Below are 16,660 nucleotides of genomic sequence, written 5' to 3' on the forward strand. Positions count from 1 at the left end.
GTAAAGATGAGCGGCGGCCCCGTCAGGGGGCCGTCAACGCCGCCTACCAAGGCCCCGGCGCCGACCTGTAATAGAGGCGGCAGCAGATGCGGCCCAGCATCGGACTGCACCCTCGAACAGGCGAGCGGGAGGCCACCATGTCGTACACACTCCTCCGCCCCGCGGCCCGCGGTTCGGCCGTCCGCGCCGTCCCGGCGGCCGGCCACCACCGCACCGGCCTGCGGGCCCCGCTGCTGACGGTGCTGTCCTTCGCGGTCGCGGCGCCGCTGTCGATCCTGCTCTCCGCCATCGGCGAACGGCCGTACCAGACCTTCGAACTGGTGGTGGTCTGCATCGCCGCCCTCGCCGTGGGCTGGGTCGCCGACCTGGCCGGCAGCGTGGTGGTCGGCCTGGTCTTCTGGCTGTTCTTCGACGGCTTCGACGCCGACCGCTGGGGTGTCCTCAGCTGGGACGGCCACACGATGATCCGACTGGCCGCACTGGTGGCCGCGGGCGTGGTCGGCGCGGCGATCGGCAGCACCGTCCGCGCGCTGCGCCGCGAGCCGTCCGAGGACGACAACAGCCCTACGCCTTCAGGCTGAGCGCCGCCAGCAGGATCGCGCTGACGCTGCCCGCCTCGGTGACGACACCTTCCCGCACCGCCGCCACCGCCTCGTCCAGCGGCCGCCAGGACAGCGTCATCCCGGCCTCGCTCGCCTCCCGCGCCAGCCTCCCCGGGGTCAGCTCCCGGGCCAGGAACAGATGTGCCCTCGCCGGTGTGGCGGTGGGCAGTTGCTCGACCACGCCGAGCGGCTCCAGCCGTCCGGCGCGCCAGCCGGTCTCCTCCTCCAGCTCGCGCCGCGCCGCGGCGGCCGGCTCCTCGGTCCGCTCCACTCCCCCGCCCGGCACCAGCAGCAACCGCCGCCGCTGCAGGTAGAACTCGTCCTCCACCAGGGCGATCCGCCCCTCCCCGTCCACAGCCACCACCCGGACGGCGTCGGCCATGTCGACCCACTCCCAGGAACCGGTGACGCCCTCGGCGACGAGGACCTCGTCCCGGAAGGCGCTGATGAAGCGCCCCTCGGTGAGCTGGTGTCGACTGACTGTGGGCCAGGGGCTCATGCGGGGCCTTCCGTCGGGCGGGATCGGTGGCTGCCACTCTGCCACCAACTCCCGTCGGCCACCCCGTGTTGCGCCCTTCGGCAACCTGACGGCCATGCGGCGGCAAGCTCCCCGGGGTGGTGTTCGCACGGGGTGGTCGCGGACCATGGCGGGAGGCCTGATGAGGGGTGACCGGCATGGCACTGGACGAGGGCACCCCGGGTACGGAGCGGGCGCTGGTCCACGGCACCGATCTGCTCTCCGACCTCCGGATCGACTACAGCGACCAGGACGAGCCGGTGCTGATCCGCCCGGACCTAAAACGGTGACCTGCGAAGTACGGGCCTAGACAACGGTCAGATGCACCAACGCGCTGGCCCAGTCGCCCTCCGGGAGCTCCAGCGGAAGCCCCCGCGCCAGCAGCACCGCGCCGTGGTGCAGCCGGCCGCTGGCCGCCTCGCGGTAGCGGGCCTCGGGTCGCAGCCCGCGCAGCCGCAGCACCGGCGCGCCCTCGCCCATGGAGCGTGAGCGCCGGTAGGCCAGGACCGCCGTCCCGGTCCCGTCCTCCGCCACGAACTGGACCGCGCTCAGCTCCTGCTCGGGCCCGCGCAACCGGTACTGCAGCCCCTGCTGCACCAGCGGCCGGACCGTCTTGTACGCGGCGACCAGCTCCGCGGCCCGCGCCAGCTCCTCCTTGGTCCACTCGGACAGGTCCCCGCCGATGCCCAGTGCCCCGGCCATCGCGGAGTGGAACCGGAAGTCCAGCGGGGTGCTGCGGCGGGTGAACGGGTTGGGGCTGTCGGTCACCCAGGCGCCCATCACCTGGGCGGGGTACAGCTGCGAGAAGCCGTACTGGATGTGCAGCCGGTCCGCCGGGTCGGTGTTGTCCGAGGTCCACACCTGGTCGGTACGGGCCAGCAGGCCGAGGTCGATCCGTCCGCCGCCGCTGGCGCAGTCCTCGATCCTGACCGCCGGGTGGTCGGCGCGGAGCCGGTCCAGGACGGCGTAGAGGTTGCGGGTGTAGTCGGCCCAGAGCCGGTCGTCGCCGCCCTCGCCGACCGGTCCGGCCTCGGTGAAGGGACGGTTCATGTCCCACTTGAGGAAGTCGATGGCGTTGTCGCGCAGCAGTCCGTCGATGGTGGCGTGCAGCCAGTCCGCCACCTCCGGCCTGGCCAGGTTGAGCACCAGCTGGTTGCGCATTTCGGTGCGGTGCCGGTGCGGCTGGTGCAGTACCCAGTCCGGGTGGGCCCGGTAGAGGTCGCTGTCGGGGTTGGTCATCTCCGGCTCGACCCACAGGCCGAACTCCATGCCCAGGCCGTGCACATGGTCGATCAGCGGGGCGAGGCCGTCCGGGAAGCGGTCGGGGTTGGGCGTCCAGTCGCCGAGCCCGGCGGCGTCATGGGTACGGGAGCCGAACCAGCCGTCGTCCATGACGAACAGCTCGACGCCCATCGCGGCGGCGCGGTCGGCCAGCGCCTTCTGGTTCTCCAGGCCGATGTCGAAGAAGGTGGCCTCCCAGGAGTTGTAGAGCACCGGGCGCAACTCGTCCGGGTGGGGCAGCACCTGGGAGCGGATGTGCCGGTGCCAGGCGCGGCTGGCCGCGCCGAAGCCGCCCTCGCTGTAGAGGCCCAGGCTGGCCGGGGTCTCCAACTCCTCGCCGGGGGCCAGCAGATGCACCGTCGGGGTGTGCTGGGCGCCGGCTGACATCAGCACCTCGTCCCCCGCCAGGCGCTGCAGGGTGAGCTGCCAACTGCCGCTCCAGGCCAGGGCGCAGCCGTAGACCGCACCTTCGGTCTCGGTCGCGGTGCCGTCGTCCAGCATGGCCCACGGCTGCGACTGGTGGCCACTCACACCCCGACGGCTGGTCAGCACGGTCTCGCCGTAGGCGAGTTCGGTGCGGGTCAGCTGGCTCTCGGCGGCCCACTGGCCGTGCACCTGGCTGAGCCGGTAGCCGTCCAGCGGCGGCAGCACCCAGGTGGCCGAGTCGGCGCGCAGCACCGACACCGGCTCCGTCCCCGCGGCGCCGGTGTGCCGCAGCCGCACCCGGCGCTCGATGACATCGCTGCCGGGGCGCAGCAGATAGCGGGTCTCTACCGACAGCGGGTAGTGGCGGTCGGCGAAGTCCAGGACCAGTTCGACCGAGCCGGCGGCGGACTCGATCCGGTGGCCCGTCAGTTCCAGTTCCAGGTCCCGGGTTCCGTCGGCGAAGCGGACCTGGATGCCGGCGTGGCCGAAGCGCGCGCCACCCGCCGCCGCGAGGTCGAGCCGCCCGTCGGCGGCCACCTGGTGGCCGCGGTGGATCGGCGCCGGGAGGTCGAGCAGCGAGGCGGCCTGCTCCGGGTCCAGCCGCGGGCCCCAGTGCAGGCCGTGCAGCAGGCCCTCGGGGTCGAGGTGCAGGACGTAGCTGGCCGCGGGTCCGCTGAGGATCCAGAGCTGCTGATCGGGGACGTGGACGATCTGCGGCACGACGACTCCCATGTTCGGCCGGGCTGCCTGACTGGTACTGACAGATCAGAACAGAGGACCGAAACAGTAGTCAACAGACCTCAACACCCAACTTGATCGTCAGGAGCTCCAGGTCCGGCTCGGCGCGGCCACCGCCGCGGCGATCAGGGCGTGCAGCCTGTGGCCGACCTGCTCGGCGTCGGGCAGCGGCTCACCGAAGGCCAGCCGGACGTCCCGATGGGCGTCGGCGTACTCCAGCCGCAGCACGATGCCGTACCGGTCGAGCGCGTACGGCACAAGGCGGCGGGCGCCACGGAGCAGTCGCGGGCCGATCAGTCCGGTCAGCGCCGCCACATGGTCCTGGTGGTCCTCGTCCAGGTGCAGCAGCAGCGCCGCCTCGACGGTCGCCAGCGGGTCCGGCTCGGCCCGGACCAGCTCGGCCGGGTCCACCAGCACCTCGGCCCCGCCGGTGTCGAGGACGACCTGGCGCACATCCAGGCGCAGCAGCCGCAGCCCGTCCCGGGTCGGCCGGGAGGCCCGCAGCCGGCCGGCGACGCAGACCTGGGCGCGGACCCGGCTGCCGGCCGGGAGCGGGGCCAGGTCGGTCCACTCCAGCAGCACCGGCAGTCCGGCCGAGCCCGCGATCGCCGTCTCCCGGGTGAGCCGGCACTCGGCCGGGGCCCGCACCGCCAGGCCGGCCGCGTCGGCGACCAGCAGGTCGCAGCCGTGCAGATCGTGGCGGCCGCCATTGGCGGCGGCCGTCAACGAGGTGGCTGCCTGCAGCACGCTGCGCACCCGCTCGGCGTCGGTGGGCTCGACGGACGGGACAGCGTCGACGGCGCTCTCGGCAGGCCTCATTCAGTCCTCCATTTGATTAGGTAAGGCTTACCTTAGCTAACAGGAGATGGGGTGCCAACCTCGACTCGCGGTTCCACTCACGGATTGATGGCGAGGAACACGAACGCCGCCAGCAGCACCAGGTGCACCCCGCCCTGCAGCCGGGTGGCCCGGCCCGGCACCACGGTGAGGATGCTGACCACCACCGTCAGCCCCAGCAGCACCAGTTGGGTGGCGCCGAGCCCCAGCAGCAGCGGCCCCTTGAGCCAGACGGTGGCCACCGCGATGGCCGGGATGGTGAGCCCGATGCTGGCCATCGCCGAGCCGTAGGCGAGGTTGAGGCTGATCTGGACCCGGTGCCGGTGGGCCGCGCGCACCGCCGCCAGCGTCTCCGGGGCCAGCACCAGCAGGGCGATGATCACGCCGACGAAGGACTGCGGGAAGCCGACCGCCGCCACCGCGTCCTCGATGGTGTGCGACTCGACCTTGGCCAGTCCGACCACGTCGACCAGGGCCACCAGCAGCAGCACCAGGCTGAGGTAGGCGGCCCTGGCAGTGGTCGGGCCCGCGTGCGACTCCGACTCGGGCCGCTCGGGCTGCCCGGGCCGCCTGGGGGCCTCCGGCAGGGCCACCGGCAGGAAGAAGTCGCGGTGCCGGCCCGCCTGGGTGGACACGAAGAGCAGGTAGAGCACCAACGAGGCCAGCGCGGCGAAGGTGAGCTGGGTGGAGGAGAACTCCGGCCCGGGCGCGCTGGTGGTGAAGGTCGGCAGCGCCAGACTCAGCGCGCTGAGGGCGGCCACGGTTGCCAGCGCCGCCCCGGTGCCCTCCGGATTGAACAGGGCCATCCCGTGGCGCAGCGCGCCGACCAGCAGCGAGATCCCGACGATGCCGTTGGTGGTGATCATCACGGCGGCGAAGACGGTGTCCCTGGCCAGCGAGTCGGTGTCGCCGCCCCCCGAGACCATCAGGGTGACGATCAGCGCCACCTCGATCACCGTCACCGCCACCGCGAGCACCAGCGACCCGAACGGTTCGCCGACGCGGTGCGCGACAACCTCGGCATGGTGCACCGCCGAGAGCACCGCAGCCGCCAGCACCGCCGCGATCACGACGGCCAGCACGGGGTCGATGTGCCGCCCCCAGGTCAGCACCAGCAGGACCAGCGCGATCGCCGGGGCGATGACCGTCCAGGAGAGGAAGGGCGAGCGACGGGAGTCCGACATGGAGTCAGACTGTCACAGCAGAACCGGCATTCAGGATATTGAGGACAGCTGACGCCCCGTCCTGCCTCCCGCCGCCCTGCCGTCGGCTCAGGAGTGGCCCGGATGGCCGGCGTGCACCGTGTTGACCGCGACCACGATGGCGACCACCACCAGCAGCACCGCCACCAGGTCCGGTCCGACCGCCGCTCGGGCCGGGTGCTTGGAGCAGCGCTTGAAGTAGCCCTTGGCGGGGTTTCGGCAGCGGGTCCTGGTGGCCCGGTCGTAGGCTCCGCAGCGACGCGTCAGCCCCATGGAAGCCCCCCACAGCAGTGCGATGACGATCAGTATGATCATCGCCCGCCCCCTCTCCTCCTCCCCAGGTCTTCCCGAGAGCGCCTGGGCCACACCTCGGGCGGAGGCGTTCAGACCGCGCCGACGGCCTTGCCCGCCTTCGCCCAGTTCTGCCGGAGGGTGTCCAGGTAGGTCTGGGCCATCGAGCCGAGCTTCACCCCACGCGCGAAGGCCCGCATGTTGGAGCCGCCGGTGTTGTAGCCGAGGGCCAGCAGCTCGTCCTGGGTCAGGCTGGTGGAACGGTCCGCCGCCGGGGGCAGCTGCGCCTTGAGGTCGTGCAGGAACCAGGCCTCGGCCTCGATCGCCAGGTCGGGACGGTCCGGCAGCTCGGTCCAGCTGCGCCCGGCGAAGTCGCGGCCCTGCTTGGTCTCGTCGAAGGCCGCCTCGTGCATATTGGCGATCCCGAAGGAGGCGGTCGGCTTCAGCTTCTGCCAGGCCCGCTCGGTGACCGCGTCGTGCGGCTTGTAGGACTCGTTGTAGAGGATCGCCATCAGCAGCTGCGGGTCGATCCCGGCCTGCTTGCCGTACTTGACGGCGTCGGCGGCGTAGTCCGCCGGATCGTAGGGCTCGATCACCCCGGTGGCCGGCACGGACGCCGACGCCGAGGCGCTCCCGGACCCGTGCGCCGCGGAGGCCGCCGACCCCGACGGTGCCGCTGCCGCCGTCCCCGAGTCATGGCCGCCGCCGGGCCGGACGATCCAGCCGATCACCACGACCGCCGCCAGCACCAGGAACCAGCCCCACCGCGACCGCTGCTTCTGCCCGCCCGGCATCGTCCACCTCCCGCTGCTCCACTGCGCCGCTGCTCACACCTGTCGCCGGGCGACGACCCGGTACCTGGCAACCTATCTCCTGCCTGGCAGACTCTCGGCCATGAACGACAGAAGGATGATCTGCGTCGTCGGCATCGGCGCGGGCGACCCGGACCACCTCACCCTGCAGGCGGTCAAGGCGCTCAACCGGGCCGAGGTGTTCTTCCTGCTCGACAAGGGCGAGCAGAAGTCCGACCTGACCCGGCTGCGCGAATCCATCCTGGACCAGCACGTCGATCACCCCTACCGCGTGGTGCAGGCCGCCGACCCCGAGCGCGACCGAGGCGCCGCCACCCCCGGCTACACCCCGGCCGTCGACGACTGGCGCAGCCGCCGAGCCGACATCTACGAACACCTCGTCAGGGACGAGCTGCCGGAAGGCGGCTGCGGCGCCTTCCTGGTCTGGGGCGACCCCGCCCTCTACGACAGCACGCTGGCGATCCTGGAGGAGGTGCGCGGGCGCGGCTCGGTCGACTTCGACTACGAGGTGGTCCCGGGCATCAGCAGCGTCTCCGCGCTGGCCGCCCGGCACCGCACCGGTCTGAACCGGGTGGGCCGGCCGTTCCAGGTCACCACCGGACGCAGACTGGCCGAGGCCGGCGGACTGCCGGAGGGCGTGGACGACCTGGTGGTGATGCTGGACGCGCGCCAGTCCTTCGCCGGAATCGATCCGGAGCTGGAGATCTTCTGGGGCGCCTACATCGGCACCCCCGACGAGATCCTGGTCTCCGGGAAACTCGCCGAGGTGGCCGAGCGCATCCTGGCGCTGCGGGCGGAGGCCAGGACCCGCAAGGGCTGGATCATGGACACCTATCTGCTGCGCCGGCCGTGACGACCGGGCGGCGCGACCGGCCGGCCCACGTCCTGATCCTCGGCGGCACCGCCCAGGCCAGACAACTGGCCGAGGAGCTCGCCGACGACCCGTCGCTGACGGTGACCAGCTCGCTCGCGGGCCGGGTGGCCGAGCCGCTGCTGCCCGCCGGACAGGTCAGGACCGGCGGCTTCGGCGGCGCCGACGGCCTGGCCGACTGGCTGCGCGGGCACCGGGTCGCGGCGCTCGTCGACGCCACCCATCCCTTCGCCGCCGCCATCAGCGCCAACGCGGCCGCAGCGGCTGCGGCGACGGCCGTCCCGCTGCTGGCGCTGCGCAGGCCCGGCTGGACCGCCGGTCCGGGCGACCGGTGGCATCCGGTCGACTCGCTGGAGGCAGCGGCGGAGCTGTTGCCGTCACTGGGCGCGGACCGACGGGTGTTCCTCAGCACCGGCCGGGGCGGGCTGGCGGCCTTCGCCGGGCTGCCGCAGCAGTTCCTGCTGCGCTCCGTCGACCCGCCCGGGCCACCGCTGCCGACCGCGGTCGAGGTCCTGCTCGACCGCGGCCCGTTCACCCTGGGCGGCGAGCGCGAGCTGCTCCGCGAGCACCGCATCGACATCCTGGTCACCAGGGACAGCGGCGGCGCGGCCACCGCCCCCAAGCTGACCGCCGCCCGCGAAGCCGGGATCCCGGTGGTCGTGGTGCGCCGCCCGGCCCCGCCCCCCGGTGTCCCGGTGGTCGCCGACACCGCCGCCGCCCGGGTCTGGCTGCGCGGCCGGTAGCGCTGTGGATCCTCTGTGGAATCGCTGAACCCGCATCCCCGCCTGCGCGTACCTCAGGGTGCGGACCCGCTTCGGCGGGCCGGTGGACCGGCTGCGACGCAGAGGGCGCGGCGGCGGTCCCGGCAGAAGAAGATCCGTCATGCTCAAGAAGAACAGCGTTGTCACCGGAATCCTCGCAGCGGGTGCCGTCGCCGCCCTCGCGGCCGGCTGTTCCAGCAGCGGTACCAGCAACGGCTCCTCGTCGCCTGCCGCGACGAGCGGGTCCGCGGCGGCCGGCGGCGCCGCGCTGCACACCGCCTCCTCCCCCGACGGCCAGATCCTGGTCGACGCATCGGGACGGGCGCTCTACCTGTTCGAGGCCGACACCGGCACCACCTCCAACTGCAACGGCCCCTGCGCCGTGGCCTGGCCTCCTGACCACGCCACCGGGAAGCCCACCAGCAGCGGCCTCACCGCCTCCATGGTCGGAACCAGCACCAGGGCCGACAAGTCGACCCAGGCCACCTACAACGGCCATCCGCTGTACTACTTCCAGAAGGACACCAAGGCCGGGGACATCAACGGGCAGGGCCTGACCGCTTTCGGCGGCGCCTGGTACCTGGTCGCCCCCAACGGCACCGCGGTCACCGGCAGCGGGTCCGCACCGAGCACCTCACCCAGCACCTCCGGCGGTGGCGGCGGCTACTGAACGGGCCGTCAAGCCGTCCACAACCGCCGGTCGGCACTGCGGGAGCGGTGGACCCAGCGCGGCGCCAGCAGCAGCCGGCGCCGCGCGGGGCCGCGGCGCCGGGACCGGCGCCGTCCGGACCAACGTAACCGCCGTACGGGGGGATCGCCGGTTCAGCGCCCGCCCGTGGGGGAGGACTCCCTCCATGGCAACCATCGGACTCATCGGCAGCGGCAACATCGGCCAGGCCATCGCCAGGCAGGCGGTCGCCCACGGACACCACGTCGTCCTCAGCAACTCGCGCGGCCCGGAGACCCTGGCCGACCTCGTGTCGGCACTCGGTCCGCTGGCCAGCGCGGCCACGGCCGCGGAGGCGGGCGCGTCGGGCGACCTGGTCGTGGTCACCGTCCCGTTCAAGAACCACACCCGGATCCCGGCCGAGCCGCTGGGCGGCAAGACCGTGATCGACACCAACAACTACTACTTCGAACGGGACGGCCACTTCCCGGACATCGACAGCGGACAGGCCACGGTGAGCGGCATGCTCGCCGCGCACCTGCCCGACTCCAAGGTGGTCAAGGCGTTCAACAACATCGCCGCCCCGGCGATCGCGGAGGACGCCGCCCCGGCCGGCACCCCGGGCCGCCGCGCGCTGCCCATCGCCGGGGACGACGCCGAGGCCAAGAAGACCGTGGCCGCGCTGATCGAGGAGTTCGGCTTCGACGTGGTCGACGTCGGCCCCTTGGTCGAGGGCCGACGCTTCGACCGCGACAAGCCCGCCTACGGCCCGCGCCTCACCGCCGACCAGCTGCGGGAGGCGTTGGCGCAGGGCTGAGGCGCGGCGGAACCGCGGCTGGGCCGAACCTGCCCGGTCAGGGCCTGGAGCCGGTGACCACGGTGGCGTCCAGCTCGTCCGAGCGATCGATCCGGGGCAGCAGACCGCCGTCGGCGAAGACCGCGGCGGTCTGCGCGGCCTGGCGCCCGCTGGTCTCCATCAGCAGCCGGCCGCCGGGCGCCAGCCACCGGGTCGCCCCGGCGGCGACCCTCCGCTGCAGGTCGAGACCGTCCGAGCCGCCGTCCAGGGCGACCCTGGCCTCGTGCACCCTGGCCTCGGCCGGCAGCAGGCCGATGGCCTCGGTGGGCACATAGGGGGCGTTGACGACCAGCAGGTCCACCCGGCCGCGCAGCCGCGGCGGCAGCGGGTCGTAGAGGTCGCCCAGGTGGACCCGGCTGTTGGCGGCGGTGACATTGCGGCGGGCACAGCGCACGGCCACCGGGTCGATGTCGGCGGCGTGCAGCTCGGCGGCGGGGGTTCCGGCGGCGGCCAGGGCGGCGAGCAGGGCGACGCCCACGGCGCCGGTGCCGCAGCACAGGTCGACGACGACCGCGTCCGGCGGGGCCAGCGCGGCGGCCTGCCGCACCAGGAACCCCGTGCGCACCCGGGGGACGAAGACCTGCAGGTCAACAGCTATCCGCAGGCCGCAGAACTCGGCCCAGCCGAGCACATGCTCCAGCGGGAGCCCCTCGGCGCGGCGGCGGACCATGGCGTCCAGCTCGGCCGGGGTGGTCGCGGCGGCGGTCAGCAGCGCCGCCTCGTCCTCGGCGAAGACGCAGCCGGCGGCGCGGAGCCTGGTGACGACGGCGTCGAACGAGGACGGCAGAACGGGAGAGGACATACGGGAAGCCTTTCGGTGTACCGAAGGATGCTCGTCCCGTACCGGCCCAGAAGGCTCTGCGAGGGCCTAGGAGGCTCGGGAGGAGAGCACCCGGACTACTGCGACAGCGGTAATCGGTCTCACCTCCCCGGTCGGCGCCTCACTGGCTGAGCGCCACAGTACCCGATCGCCGCCCGCCGCACCGCCCCCGGCCCCGGGCCGCCTGCGGCGGATCTGGCATATGCACCCAACTTGCTTTGTTTGGCGTACTCTTGGGCCCGGCCAGAACCCACGGGGGCGGGTGGTCCGACGGCCGTTCGGGACCGCCCGGGAGCAGTACACCCCTGGGGCGAAGGAGACCGACCGTGGTACCGCAACGGCACACGAGGGACACCCGCAGTCCGGGCCCGTTCGCCGGGTCCGTCGAGGACGGCGGGTCCGGACGCGCACAGCTGCGCGCCTACGACCGGATCGTCCTGGGCATGGACCCCGGCACCGTCCTGGGCTCGGCCTCGGCACCACTGGCGCCGCCGCGTCCGGCCCCGCGGGCGTCCGGCCTGTTCGGCCTGCTCTGGTGCTGACCCGCTGTGGTGCTGACCCGTTGACGTGCTCTGGAGCGGACCCGTCAGGCGTCCCTGCGCGGGTTGGCCCGCCGGGTCGGCTGGGCGGCGGTGGGGTCCTCCGGCCAGGGGTGGCGCGGGTAGCGGCCGCGCAGGTCGGCCCGGACGGCGCGGTAGCCCTCGCGCCAGAACGAGGCCAGGTCGCCGGTGACGGCGGCCGGACGGCCGGCGGGCGACAGCAGATGCACCGTCAGCGGGACGCGTCCGCCCGCCAGCCGCGGGGTCTCCTGCCAGCCGAACAGCTCCTGCAGCTTGACCGCGAGGACCGGCCGGTCGCCGGAGTAGTCGACCCGGATCCGGGATCCTGAGGGGACCGCGATCCGCTCCGGGGCCAACTCGTCCAGCCGTCCGGCCGCGCCGGAGGCCCAGGGCAGCAGCCGGGCCAGCGCCGAGGCGGTGCCGATCCGCTCCAGGTCCGCGCGGCGCCGGGCCCGGGAGAGCTCGGGGTCCAGCCAGTCGGCGGCCCGGTCGAGCAGCGCCGCGTCGGACACGTCCGGCCAGGGGTCGCCGAGCTCGCGGTGCAGGAACGCCAGCCGCTGCCGCAGTCCGTCGGCCTCCGCCGACCAGCTGAGCATTCGGGCGACGCCCTCGGCGGCCAGCCCGTCCAGCAGCGCCGTCCGCAGCAGGGTCCGGTCCGGGGCCGACAGCGGCTCGGCCGCGAGTTCGACCGCCCCCAGCGACTCCACCCTGCGGGCGGCCACATCGCCGCGCCGCGCCCCCGGCGGCACCGCCCAGCGGACCTCCTCACGCTCCGTCAGCAGTGGGGCACCCGCGCGCCGTGCGGTGGCCCCGTCCAGGGCTGCGGCCAACCGCACCCGGGCGGAGGGCGATCCGGCGGGCCGGTCGGCGACGGCCACCGCGATCCACTCGGCGCCGGACAGTGCGGATCCCGCGGCGGTCTCGGCGGCGGTGCCGGAGGCCATCAGGTAGGAGGCGCGCGCCCCCGGCTCAGGCGCCCCGCCACGCGCCCGCGCGATGCGCTCGGGGAAGGCCAGCGCGATCAGCAGGCCGGCCGCGGCGGCGTCCGCGATATGCGTGCTGCTCCCCGGTCCCGTTTGGTCCGGATCGTCAGCACCGGCATTGCGCCGCAGCCGGCGGACCTCCTCGCGCCACCGGGCGGCATAGGGGTCGCGCCCGTTCCTGACGGTGCGCCAGACGGCGCCCAGGTCGTCGCCGAGGGCACGTGGCGGCTCCTCGGAGAGCAGCGCCACCAGCTCCGCCGCCCGGCGCTCCCCCACCAGCGGCGCGCCGTCCAGGAGTGCCCGGGCCAGCCGGGGGTGCAGCCCGGTGCGGGCGATCCCGGCGCCGCGTCCGGTCGCCCGTCCATCGGCGTCGACCGCGCCCAGCGCGGTCAGCGACTCCCGCGCGGCGGCCATCGCACCGTCCGGCGGTGCGTCGGGCAGGGCGAGCCCGACCGCGCCGGGCGCGCCCCAGCAGGCGGCCTGCAGAGCGAAGGCGGTGAGGTCGGCCAGCAGGATCTCGGGCGTCGGCAGTGCCCTGGCCCGGGCGTCCTCGACCTCGGCCCAGCAGCGGTAGACCGCACCGGGGGCCTCGCGCCCGGCGCGACCGGCCCGCTGCCGCCCGGTCGCCAGCGAGGCCCGCACCGTGACCAGACTGGACAGCCCCCGCGCGTGGTCGGTGCGCGGCTCCCGGGCCAGCCCGCAGTCGACCACGCTGCGCACCCCGGGGACGGTGAGAGACGACTCGGCCACCGAGGTGGACAGCACGACCCGGCGCCGGTCACCGGTCGGGCCGAGCACCGCGTCCTGCACGGCCCGGTCGGCCCGGCCGTGCAGCTGCAGCACCTCGGCGCCGTCCGCCCCGGCCAGCAGGCCGGCCACCCGGGCGATCTCACCCGCCCCCGGCAGGAAGCACAGCACGTCCCCGTCCCGCTCCCGCAGCGCCCTGAGCACGGTCGCGGCGACATGTTCCAGCAGGGCCGGATCGGTCCGCAGGCCCTGCGGCGGCCGGACCGGACGGGGCGGCGGGGCCCAGACAACCTCCACCGGGTGCTGGATCCCCTCGGCCGTGACCACCGGCGCCGGGGCGCCGTCGCCGAGCAGTCCGGCCCAGGCGGCGGTGTCCGAGGTCGCCGAGGCGCAGACCAGTCGCAGCTCCGGGCGGAGCGCGGCGCGCACGTCCAGCAGGAACGCCAGCGCCGTGTCCGCGTCCAGATGGCGTTCATGGCACTCGTCCAGCAGCACGACGTCCACCCCGTCCAGCTCCTGGTCCCGCTGCAGCCGCTGGAGCAGCACCCCGGTGGTGACCACCTCCACCACGGCGCTCGGACCGACCCGGCGCTCCCCGCGCACGGTGAAGCCGACGTCCTCCCCCACCGGCGTCCCCAGCAGCCAGGCCATCCGCCGCGCCGCCGCCCGCACCGCCAGCCGCCGCGGCTCGGCGACCAGCACCCGCCGCCGGGTCTCGGACCCGCCGCCGAGCAGCCCGGCCAGCGCCAGCGGCACCAGCGTGGTCTTCCCGGTCCCGGGCGGCGCCTCCAGCACGGCGGCACCGCGCTCCGCGAGCGCGCGCCGCAGCCCGGGCAGGGCGGAGCGGACGGGGAGGTCGAGCCAGGCGGGGTTCATTGGGGCAGTCTCGCACTCCACCGTGCTCACCCCGGTGTGGAGAATGGCCTGATGACCGACTTCCTTGTGATCGGCGAGAGCGTCGCCGACATCGTCCGCACGCCCGGGCGGGACGATGTGCCGCATCCCGGCGGCAGCCCCGCCAATGTCGCCTACGGCCTGGCCAGGCTCGGCCACGACGCCTCACTGCTGACCCAGCTCGGCGCCGACCGGATGGGCGAGCTGATCGCCGCGCACCTGCGCTCGGCAGGGGTGCGGCTGCTCTCGGACGGTCAGCAGCACGTGCGGACGCCGACGGCGGTGGTCACCCTGGACGGCGGCGGCCATGCCGAGTACGCCTTCGACATCGACTGGACGCTGCGCCCCACGCAGCCGCCGTCCACCCCCCGCCACGTCCACCTGGGCTCCATCGCGGCCGTCAAGCAACCGGGTGCGGAGACCACCGCCGCACTCGCCGAATCGCTGCGCGGGCGGGCGACAGTCAGCTACGACCCCAACGTCCGGATCGAGTTGATGGGCGCTCACGGGGAGGCGGTGCGGCGGGTCGAGCGGTGCGTGGCGCTGAGCGACCTGGTCAAGGCCAGCGACGAGGACCTGGCCTGGCTCTACCCGGGGCTCCCGGTTCCGGAGGTCGCCGACCGCTGGCTCGCCCTCGGCCCCGCGCTGGTGCTGGTCACCAGGGGTGGTGACGGCGCCTCGGCCTTCGTCCTCAGTGACGGGGCAGCCAAGGAGGTGGCCTCCCCCGCCGTCCCCACCACGGTGGTCGACACCGTCGGCGCCGGCGACTCCTTCATGTCCGCGACCCTGGACGCCCTCGCCGCCCTGGACCTGCTCGGCGCCCCGGCCCGTCCCGGCCTCGCCGCCCTGACGGCCCCCGCCCTGGACCGCGTCCTCACCCACGCCGGCCGGGCGGCCGCCGTCACCGTCTCCCGCGCCGGCGCCAACCCGCCCGACCGGCAGGAGCTGCAGGATCCAACTCTCTGAACCGGCCGTCAGCCCGGGAGCCCCGCTGCCGCCACCCGCAACGCCCGCTCCAGTACGGCGTGCAGCCCGGCCGCACTCCCGTCGGCGCTGTTCCACGCCCACTCCTCCACCGCGACCCGCAGCGCGGTGTTGATCATTGCGGCCTGCACCCGCGGCTCCAGGTCGCCCGCGCCGCGGCCGGTGCCTTCGGCCACGGCCTCGGCGAAGACCGGTTCGGCCTGCTGGTGGACCTGCAGCCAGACGGCGCGCAGCCCGTCCTCGTCCCTGGTGAGCCGGATCAGTCCGCGCAGCGCCTCCGCCTGCTCGGGCGTGACGGTGAGCAGCCTCCCCGCGCCCGCACCCACGGTGAACAGCGGGGTGCCCGGGCGCCATTCGCGCAGCCGTTCCGCCAACACGCCGACCCCGGAGGCCAGCAGCGGCTCCACGCACTGCTCCTTGCTGGCGAAGTAGCGCCACAGCGTGCGCTGGGAGATGCCGACGGCCTGGGCGATCTCCTCTGCCGAGGTGGCGGCCACGCCCTTGGCCGCGAACAGCCGCACGGCCTCCTGGGCGATCTCCAGCCGGGTGGCGGCCTTGCGCCGCTCGGTCAGCGGCGGCCGTCCCATTCGCGCCGACGCCTGCTGCCCCGTCCCCTGTTCCATTCCCCCAGGCTAGCGCTTTTCGTCACTCACTGACTTTCTGGCACTTCCTGCCACAAAGTTGTAGCGTCGGACCCAGCACGCCAGCGCATGGGCAAGGAAGCAGCACGTAAGCAGGGAGCACGTCATGAGCAGCAGCACCGGCCTCACCGGCAAGAGCGTCGTCGTCACCGGCGCAGGCTCGGGCATCGGCCGCGCCACCGCCCTGAAGTTCGCCGCCGAGGGCGCGAAGGTCCTGATCGCCGACCTCAACGCCGAGGGCGCCAAGGCCGTCGTCGAGGAGATCGAGGCCGCCGGTGGCACCGCCCTCGCGGTCGTCGGCGACCTGAGCGAGCAGAGCGTGGTGGACGAGGTCGTAGCCACCGCTGTGGCCTCCTTCGGCGGCCTGGACGTCCTGGTCAACAACGCGGGCATCATGGACCGGATGTCCGCCCTCGGCGAGACCGGCGACGCCGAGTGGGAGCGGGTGATCCGGATCAACCTGACCGCGCCGTTCCTGCTCACCCGCGCCGCCCTGCCGCACATGCTCGCGGCGGGCAAGGGCACCATCGTCTCCACCGCGTCCGAGGCCTCCCTGCGCGGGAGCGCGGCCGGCGCCGCCTACACCGCGTCCAAGCACGCGGTGGCCGGGCTCACCAAGTCCCTCGCGGTGATGTACCGGGACAAGGGCATCCGCGCCAACGCCATCGCACCCGGCGGCACCGTCACCAACATCCAGGTCCAGCCGGACGCGGGTGCCCAGGGCCCCGCCGTCCTCGGCTCCTACATGGGCAACGTCGGCCGCACCGCGGACGCCGCCGAGCAGGCCGCCGCGATCCTCTTCCTCGCCTCGGACGCCGCCAGCAACATCAACGGCGTCATCCTCCCGGTCGACAACGGCTGGTCGGCGGTCTGATCCCGCTTCCGCCGGGCCTCAGCCCCGGACCACCGCCGCCTCGGCCCTGGCCTTGGGCGCTCCCTTCACCACCAGCTCGTCCAACAACGTCCGGGTGGCCTCCGCCACCGCCTCGACGGCGGCGTCGAACGCGTCCTTGTTGTGCGCGGCCGGCGCCCGGAACCCCGACACCTTCCGCACGTACTGCAGGGCCGCGGCCCTGATGTCCTCGTCCTCCACCTCGGGCATGACCGGCGGGCGGAGCGTCTTGATGCTTCGGCACATGCCTCCAGTGTGCGCGCTCGGGGCGCACCGGA

General features: G+C 74.0%; 19 protein-coding genes. 9 read left to right on the forward strand and 10 right to left on the reverse strand.

Translation table 11 applies throughout. From position 1 onward, the window contains the following. The first annotated feature begins 137 nt into the window (after window positions 1–137). Window positions 138–581, forward strand: a complete 444-nt coding sequence (locus tag TR46_RS13690) for a hypothetical protein (RefSeq protein WP_042399307.1) — start codon at window positions 138–140, stop codon at window positions 579–581. On the opposite strand, the gene TR46_RS13695 is transcribed toward TR46_RS13690, so the two are convergent. Continuing rightward, the gene (locus TR46_RS13695; protein WP_042399310.1) at window positions 565–1,101 is read right to left on the reverse strand and encodes an NUDIX domain-containing protein; all 537 of its coding nucleotides are present in this window, start codon (window positions 1,099–1,101) and stop codon (window positions 565–567) included. The genes TR46_RS13690 and TR46_RS13695 overlap by 17 nt on opposite strands. A gap of 176 nt (window positions 1,102–1,277) precedes the next feature. On the opposite strand from TR46_RS13695, the gene TR46_RS45030 reads away from it, so the two are divergent. Continuing rightward, window positions 1,278–1,409 carry a hypothetical protein gene (locus TR46_RS45030; RefSeq protein ID WP_269084255.1) on the forward strand — a complete coding sequence of 44 codons (132 nt, stop codon included), beginning with the start codon at window positions 1,278–1,280 and terminating at the stop codon, window positions 1,407–1,409. A 16-nt stretch (window positions 1,410–1,425) separates the two neighbouring features. On the opposite strand, the gene TR46_RS13700 is transcribed toward TR46_RS45030, so the two are convergent. The 5 genes from TR46_RS13700 to TR46_RS13720 form a co-directional block, all read right to left on the reverse strand. Continuing rightward, window positions 1,426–3,546, reverse strand: a complete 2,121-nt coding sequence (locus TR46_RS13700; RefSeq protein ID WP_369405990.1) for an alpha-galactosidase — start codon at window positions 3,544–3,546, stop codon at window positions 1,426–1,428. A gap of 99 nt (window positions 3,547–3,645) precedes the next feature. Beyond that, window positions 3,646–4,383, reverse strand: a complete 738-nt coding sequence (locus TR46_RS13705) for a DUF2470 domain-containing protein (RefSeq protein WP_042399316.1) — start codon at window positions 4,381–4,383, stop codon at window positions 3,646–3,648. A gap of 77 nt (window positions 4,384–4,460) precedes the next feature. Further along, a complete protein-coding gene (locus tag TR46_RS13710) occupies window positions 4,461–5,585 on the reverse strand; it encodes a calcium:cation antiporter (RefSeq protein ID WP_042399319.1) in 1,125 nt (374 codons plus the stop codon). Window positions 5,586–5,672: 87 nt separating this feature from the next. Then, window positions 5,673–5,918, reverse strand: coding sequence for a hypothetical protein (locus tag TR46_RS13715; RefSeq protein WP_042399322.1), 246 nt, complete (start codon window positions 5,916–5,918; stop codon window positions 5,673–5,675). Window positions 5,919–5,986: 68 nt separating this feature from the next. Next, window positions 5,987–6,688, reverse strand: coding sequence for a transglycosylase SLT domain-containing protein (locus tag TR46_RS13720; protein WP_042399325.1), 702 nt, complete (start codon window positions 6,686–6,688; stop codon window positions 5,987–5,989). Between the two features lie 100 nt (window positions 6,689–6,788). Between TR46_RS13720 and cobF the strand changes: the two genes are divergently transcribed. The 4 genes from cobF to TR46_RS13740 all read left to right on the forward strand — a co-directional run bounded on the left by cobF (window position 6,789) and on the right by TR46_RS13740 (window position 9,822). Next, window positions 6,789–7,559, forward strand: coding sequence for a precorrin-6A synthase (deacetylating) (gene cobF / locus TR46_RS41030; RefSeq protein WP_042399328.1), 771 nt, complete (start codon window positions 6,789–6,791; stop codon window positions 7,557–7,559). After that, window positions 7,556–8,320, forward strand: a complete 765-nt coding sequence (locus TR46_RS41035; protein ID WP_042399331.1) for a cobalt-precorrin-6A reductase — start codon at window positions 7,556–7,558, stop codon at window positions 8,318–8,320. The genes cobF and TR46_RS41035 overlap by 4 nt, the downstream gene beginning before the upstream one ends. A gap of 139 nt (window positions 8,321–8,459) precedes the next feature. After that, window positions 8,460–9,008: a COG4315 family predicted lipoprotein gene (locus TR46_RS13735; protein WP_042399333.1), complete on the forward strand. Its 549-nt coding sequence runs from the start codon at window positions 8,460–8,462 to the stop codon at window positions 9,006–9,008. After that, the gene (locus tag TR46_RS13740; protein WP_269084256.1) at window positions 8,992–9,822 is read left to right on the forward strand and encodes an NADPH-dependent F420 reductase; all 831 of its coding nucleotides are present in this window, start codon (window positions 8,992–8,994) and stop codon (window positions 9,820–9,822) included. The genes TR46_RS13735 and TR46_RS13740 overlap by 17 nt, the downstream gene beginning before the upstream one ends. Before the next feature lie 37 nt (window positions 9,823–9,859). On the opposite strand, the gene TR46_RS13745 is transcribed toward TR46_RS13740, so the two are convergent. Next, window positions 9,860–10,663 carry a putative protein N(5)-glutamine methyltransferase gene (locus TR46_RS13745; RefSeq protein ID WP_042399338.1) on the reverse strand — a complete coding sequence of 268 codons (804 nt, stop codon included), beginning with the start codon at window positions 10,661–10,663 and terminating at the stop codon, window positions 9,860–9,862. A 344-nt stretch (window positions 10,664–11,007) separates the two neighbouring features. Here TR46_RS13745 and TR46_RS13750 point away from each other — a divergent pair, with 344 nt between their 5' ends. After that, the gene (locus tag TR46_RS13750; protein WP_042399353.1) at window positions 11,008–11,223 is read left to right on the forward strand and encodes a hypothetical protein; all 216 of its coding nucleotides are present in this window, start codon (window positions 11,008–11,010) and stop codon (window positions 11,221–11,223) included. 44 nt (window positions 11,224–11,267) lie between these two features. On the opposite strand, the gene hrpB is transcribed toward TR46_RS13750, so the two are convergent. After that, entirely contained in the window at window positions 11,268–13,847 is a 2,580-nt protein-coding gene (gene hrpB, locus TR46_RS13755; RefSeq protein ID WP_042399356.1) for an ATP-dependent helicase HrpB, read from the reverse strand. A gap of 51 nt (window positions 13,848–13,898) precedes the next feature. On the opposite strand from hrpB, the gene TR46_RS13760 reads away from it, so the two are divergent. Continuing rightward, window positions 13,899–14,831 (forward strand): carbohydrate kinase family protein, encoded by a 933-nt coding sequence (locus TR46_RS13760; protein ID WP_042399359.1) that lies wholly within the window; start codon window positions 13,899–13,901, stop codon window positions 14,829–14,831. Window positions 14,832–14,839: 8 nt separating this feature from the next. Here the strand turns inward: TR46_RS13760 and TR46_RS13765 are convergent, their stop codons facing one another. Next, the gene (locus TR46_RS13765) at window positions 14,840–15,472 is read right to left on the reverse strand and encodes a TetR/AcrR family transcriptional regulator (RefSeq protein ID WP_042399362.1); all 633 of its coding nucleotides are present in this window, start codon (window positions 15,470–15,472) and stop codon (window positions 14,840–14,842) included. A 124-nt stretch (window positions 15,473–15,596) separates the two neighbouring features. On the opposite strand from TR46_RS13765, the gene TR46_RS13770 reads away from it, so the two are divergent. Continuing rightward, the gene (locus tag TR46_RS13770) at window positions 15,597–16,364 is read left to right on the forward strand and encodes an SDR family NAD(P)-dependent oxidoreductase (protein WP_042399365.1); all 768 of its coding nucleotides are present in this window, start codon (window positions 15,597–15,599) and stop codon (window positions 16,362–16,364) included. Between the two features lie 18 nt (window positions 16,365–16,382). On the opposite strand, the gene TR46_RS13775 is transcribed toward TR46_RS13770, so the two are convergent. Beyond that, window positions 16,383–16,628, reverse strand: coding sequence for a DUF2277 domain-containing protein (locus TR46_RS13775; RefSeq protein WP_042399367.1), 246 nt, complete (start codon window positions 16,626–16,628; stop codon window positions 16,383–16,385). Window positions 16,629–16,660 lie beyond the last annotated feature (32 nt).

Source organism: Streptacidiphilus carbonis (assembly GCF_000787775.1).
In the GTDB taxonomy this organism is placed as follows: Bacteria; Actinomycetota; Actinomycetes; order Streptomycetales; family Streptomycetaceae; genus Streptacidiphilus; species Streptacidiphilus carbonis.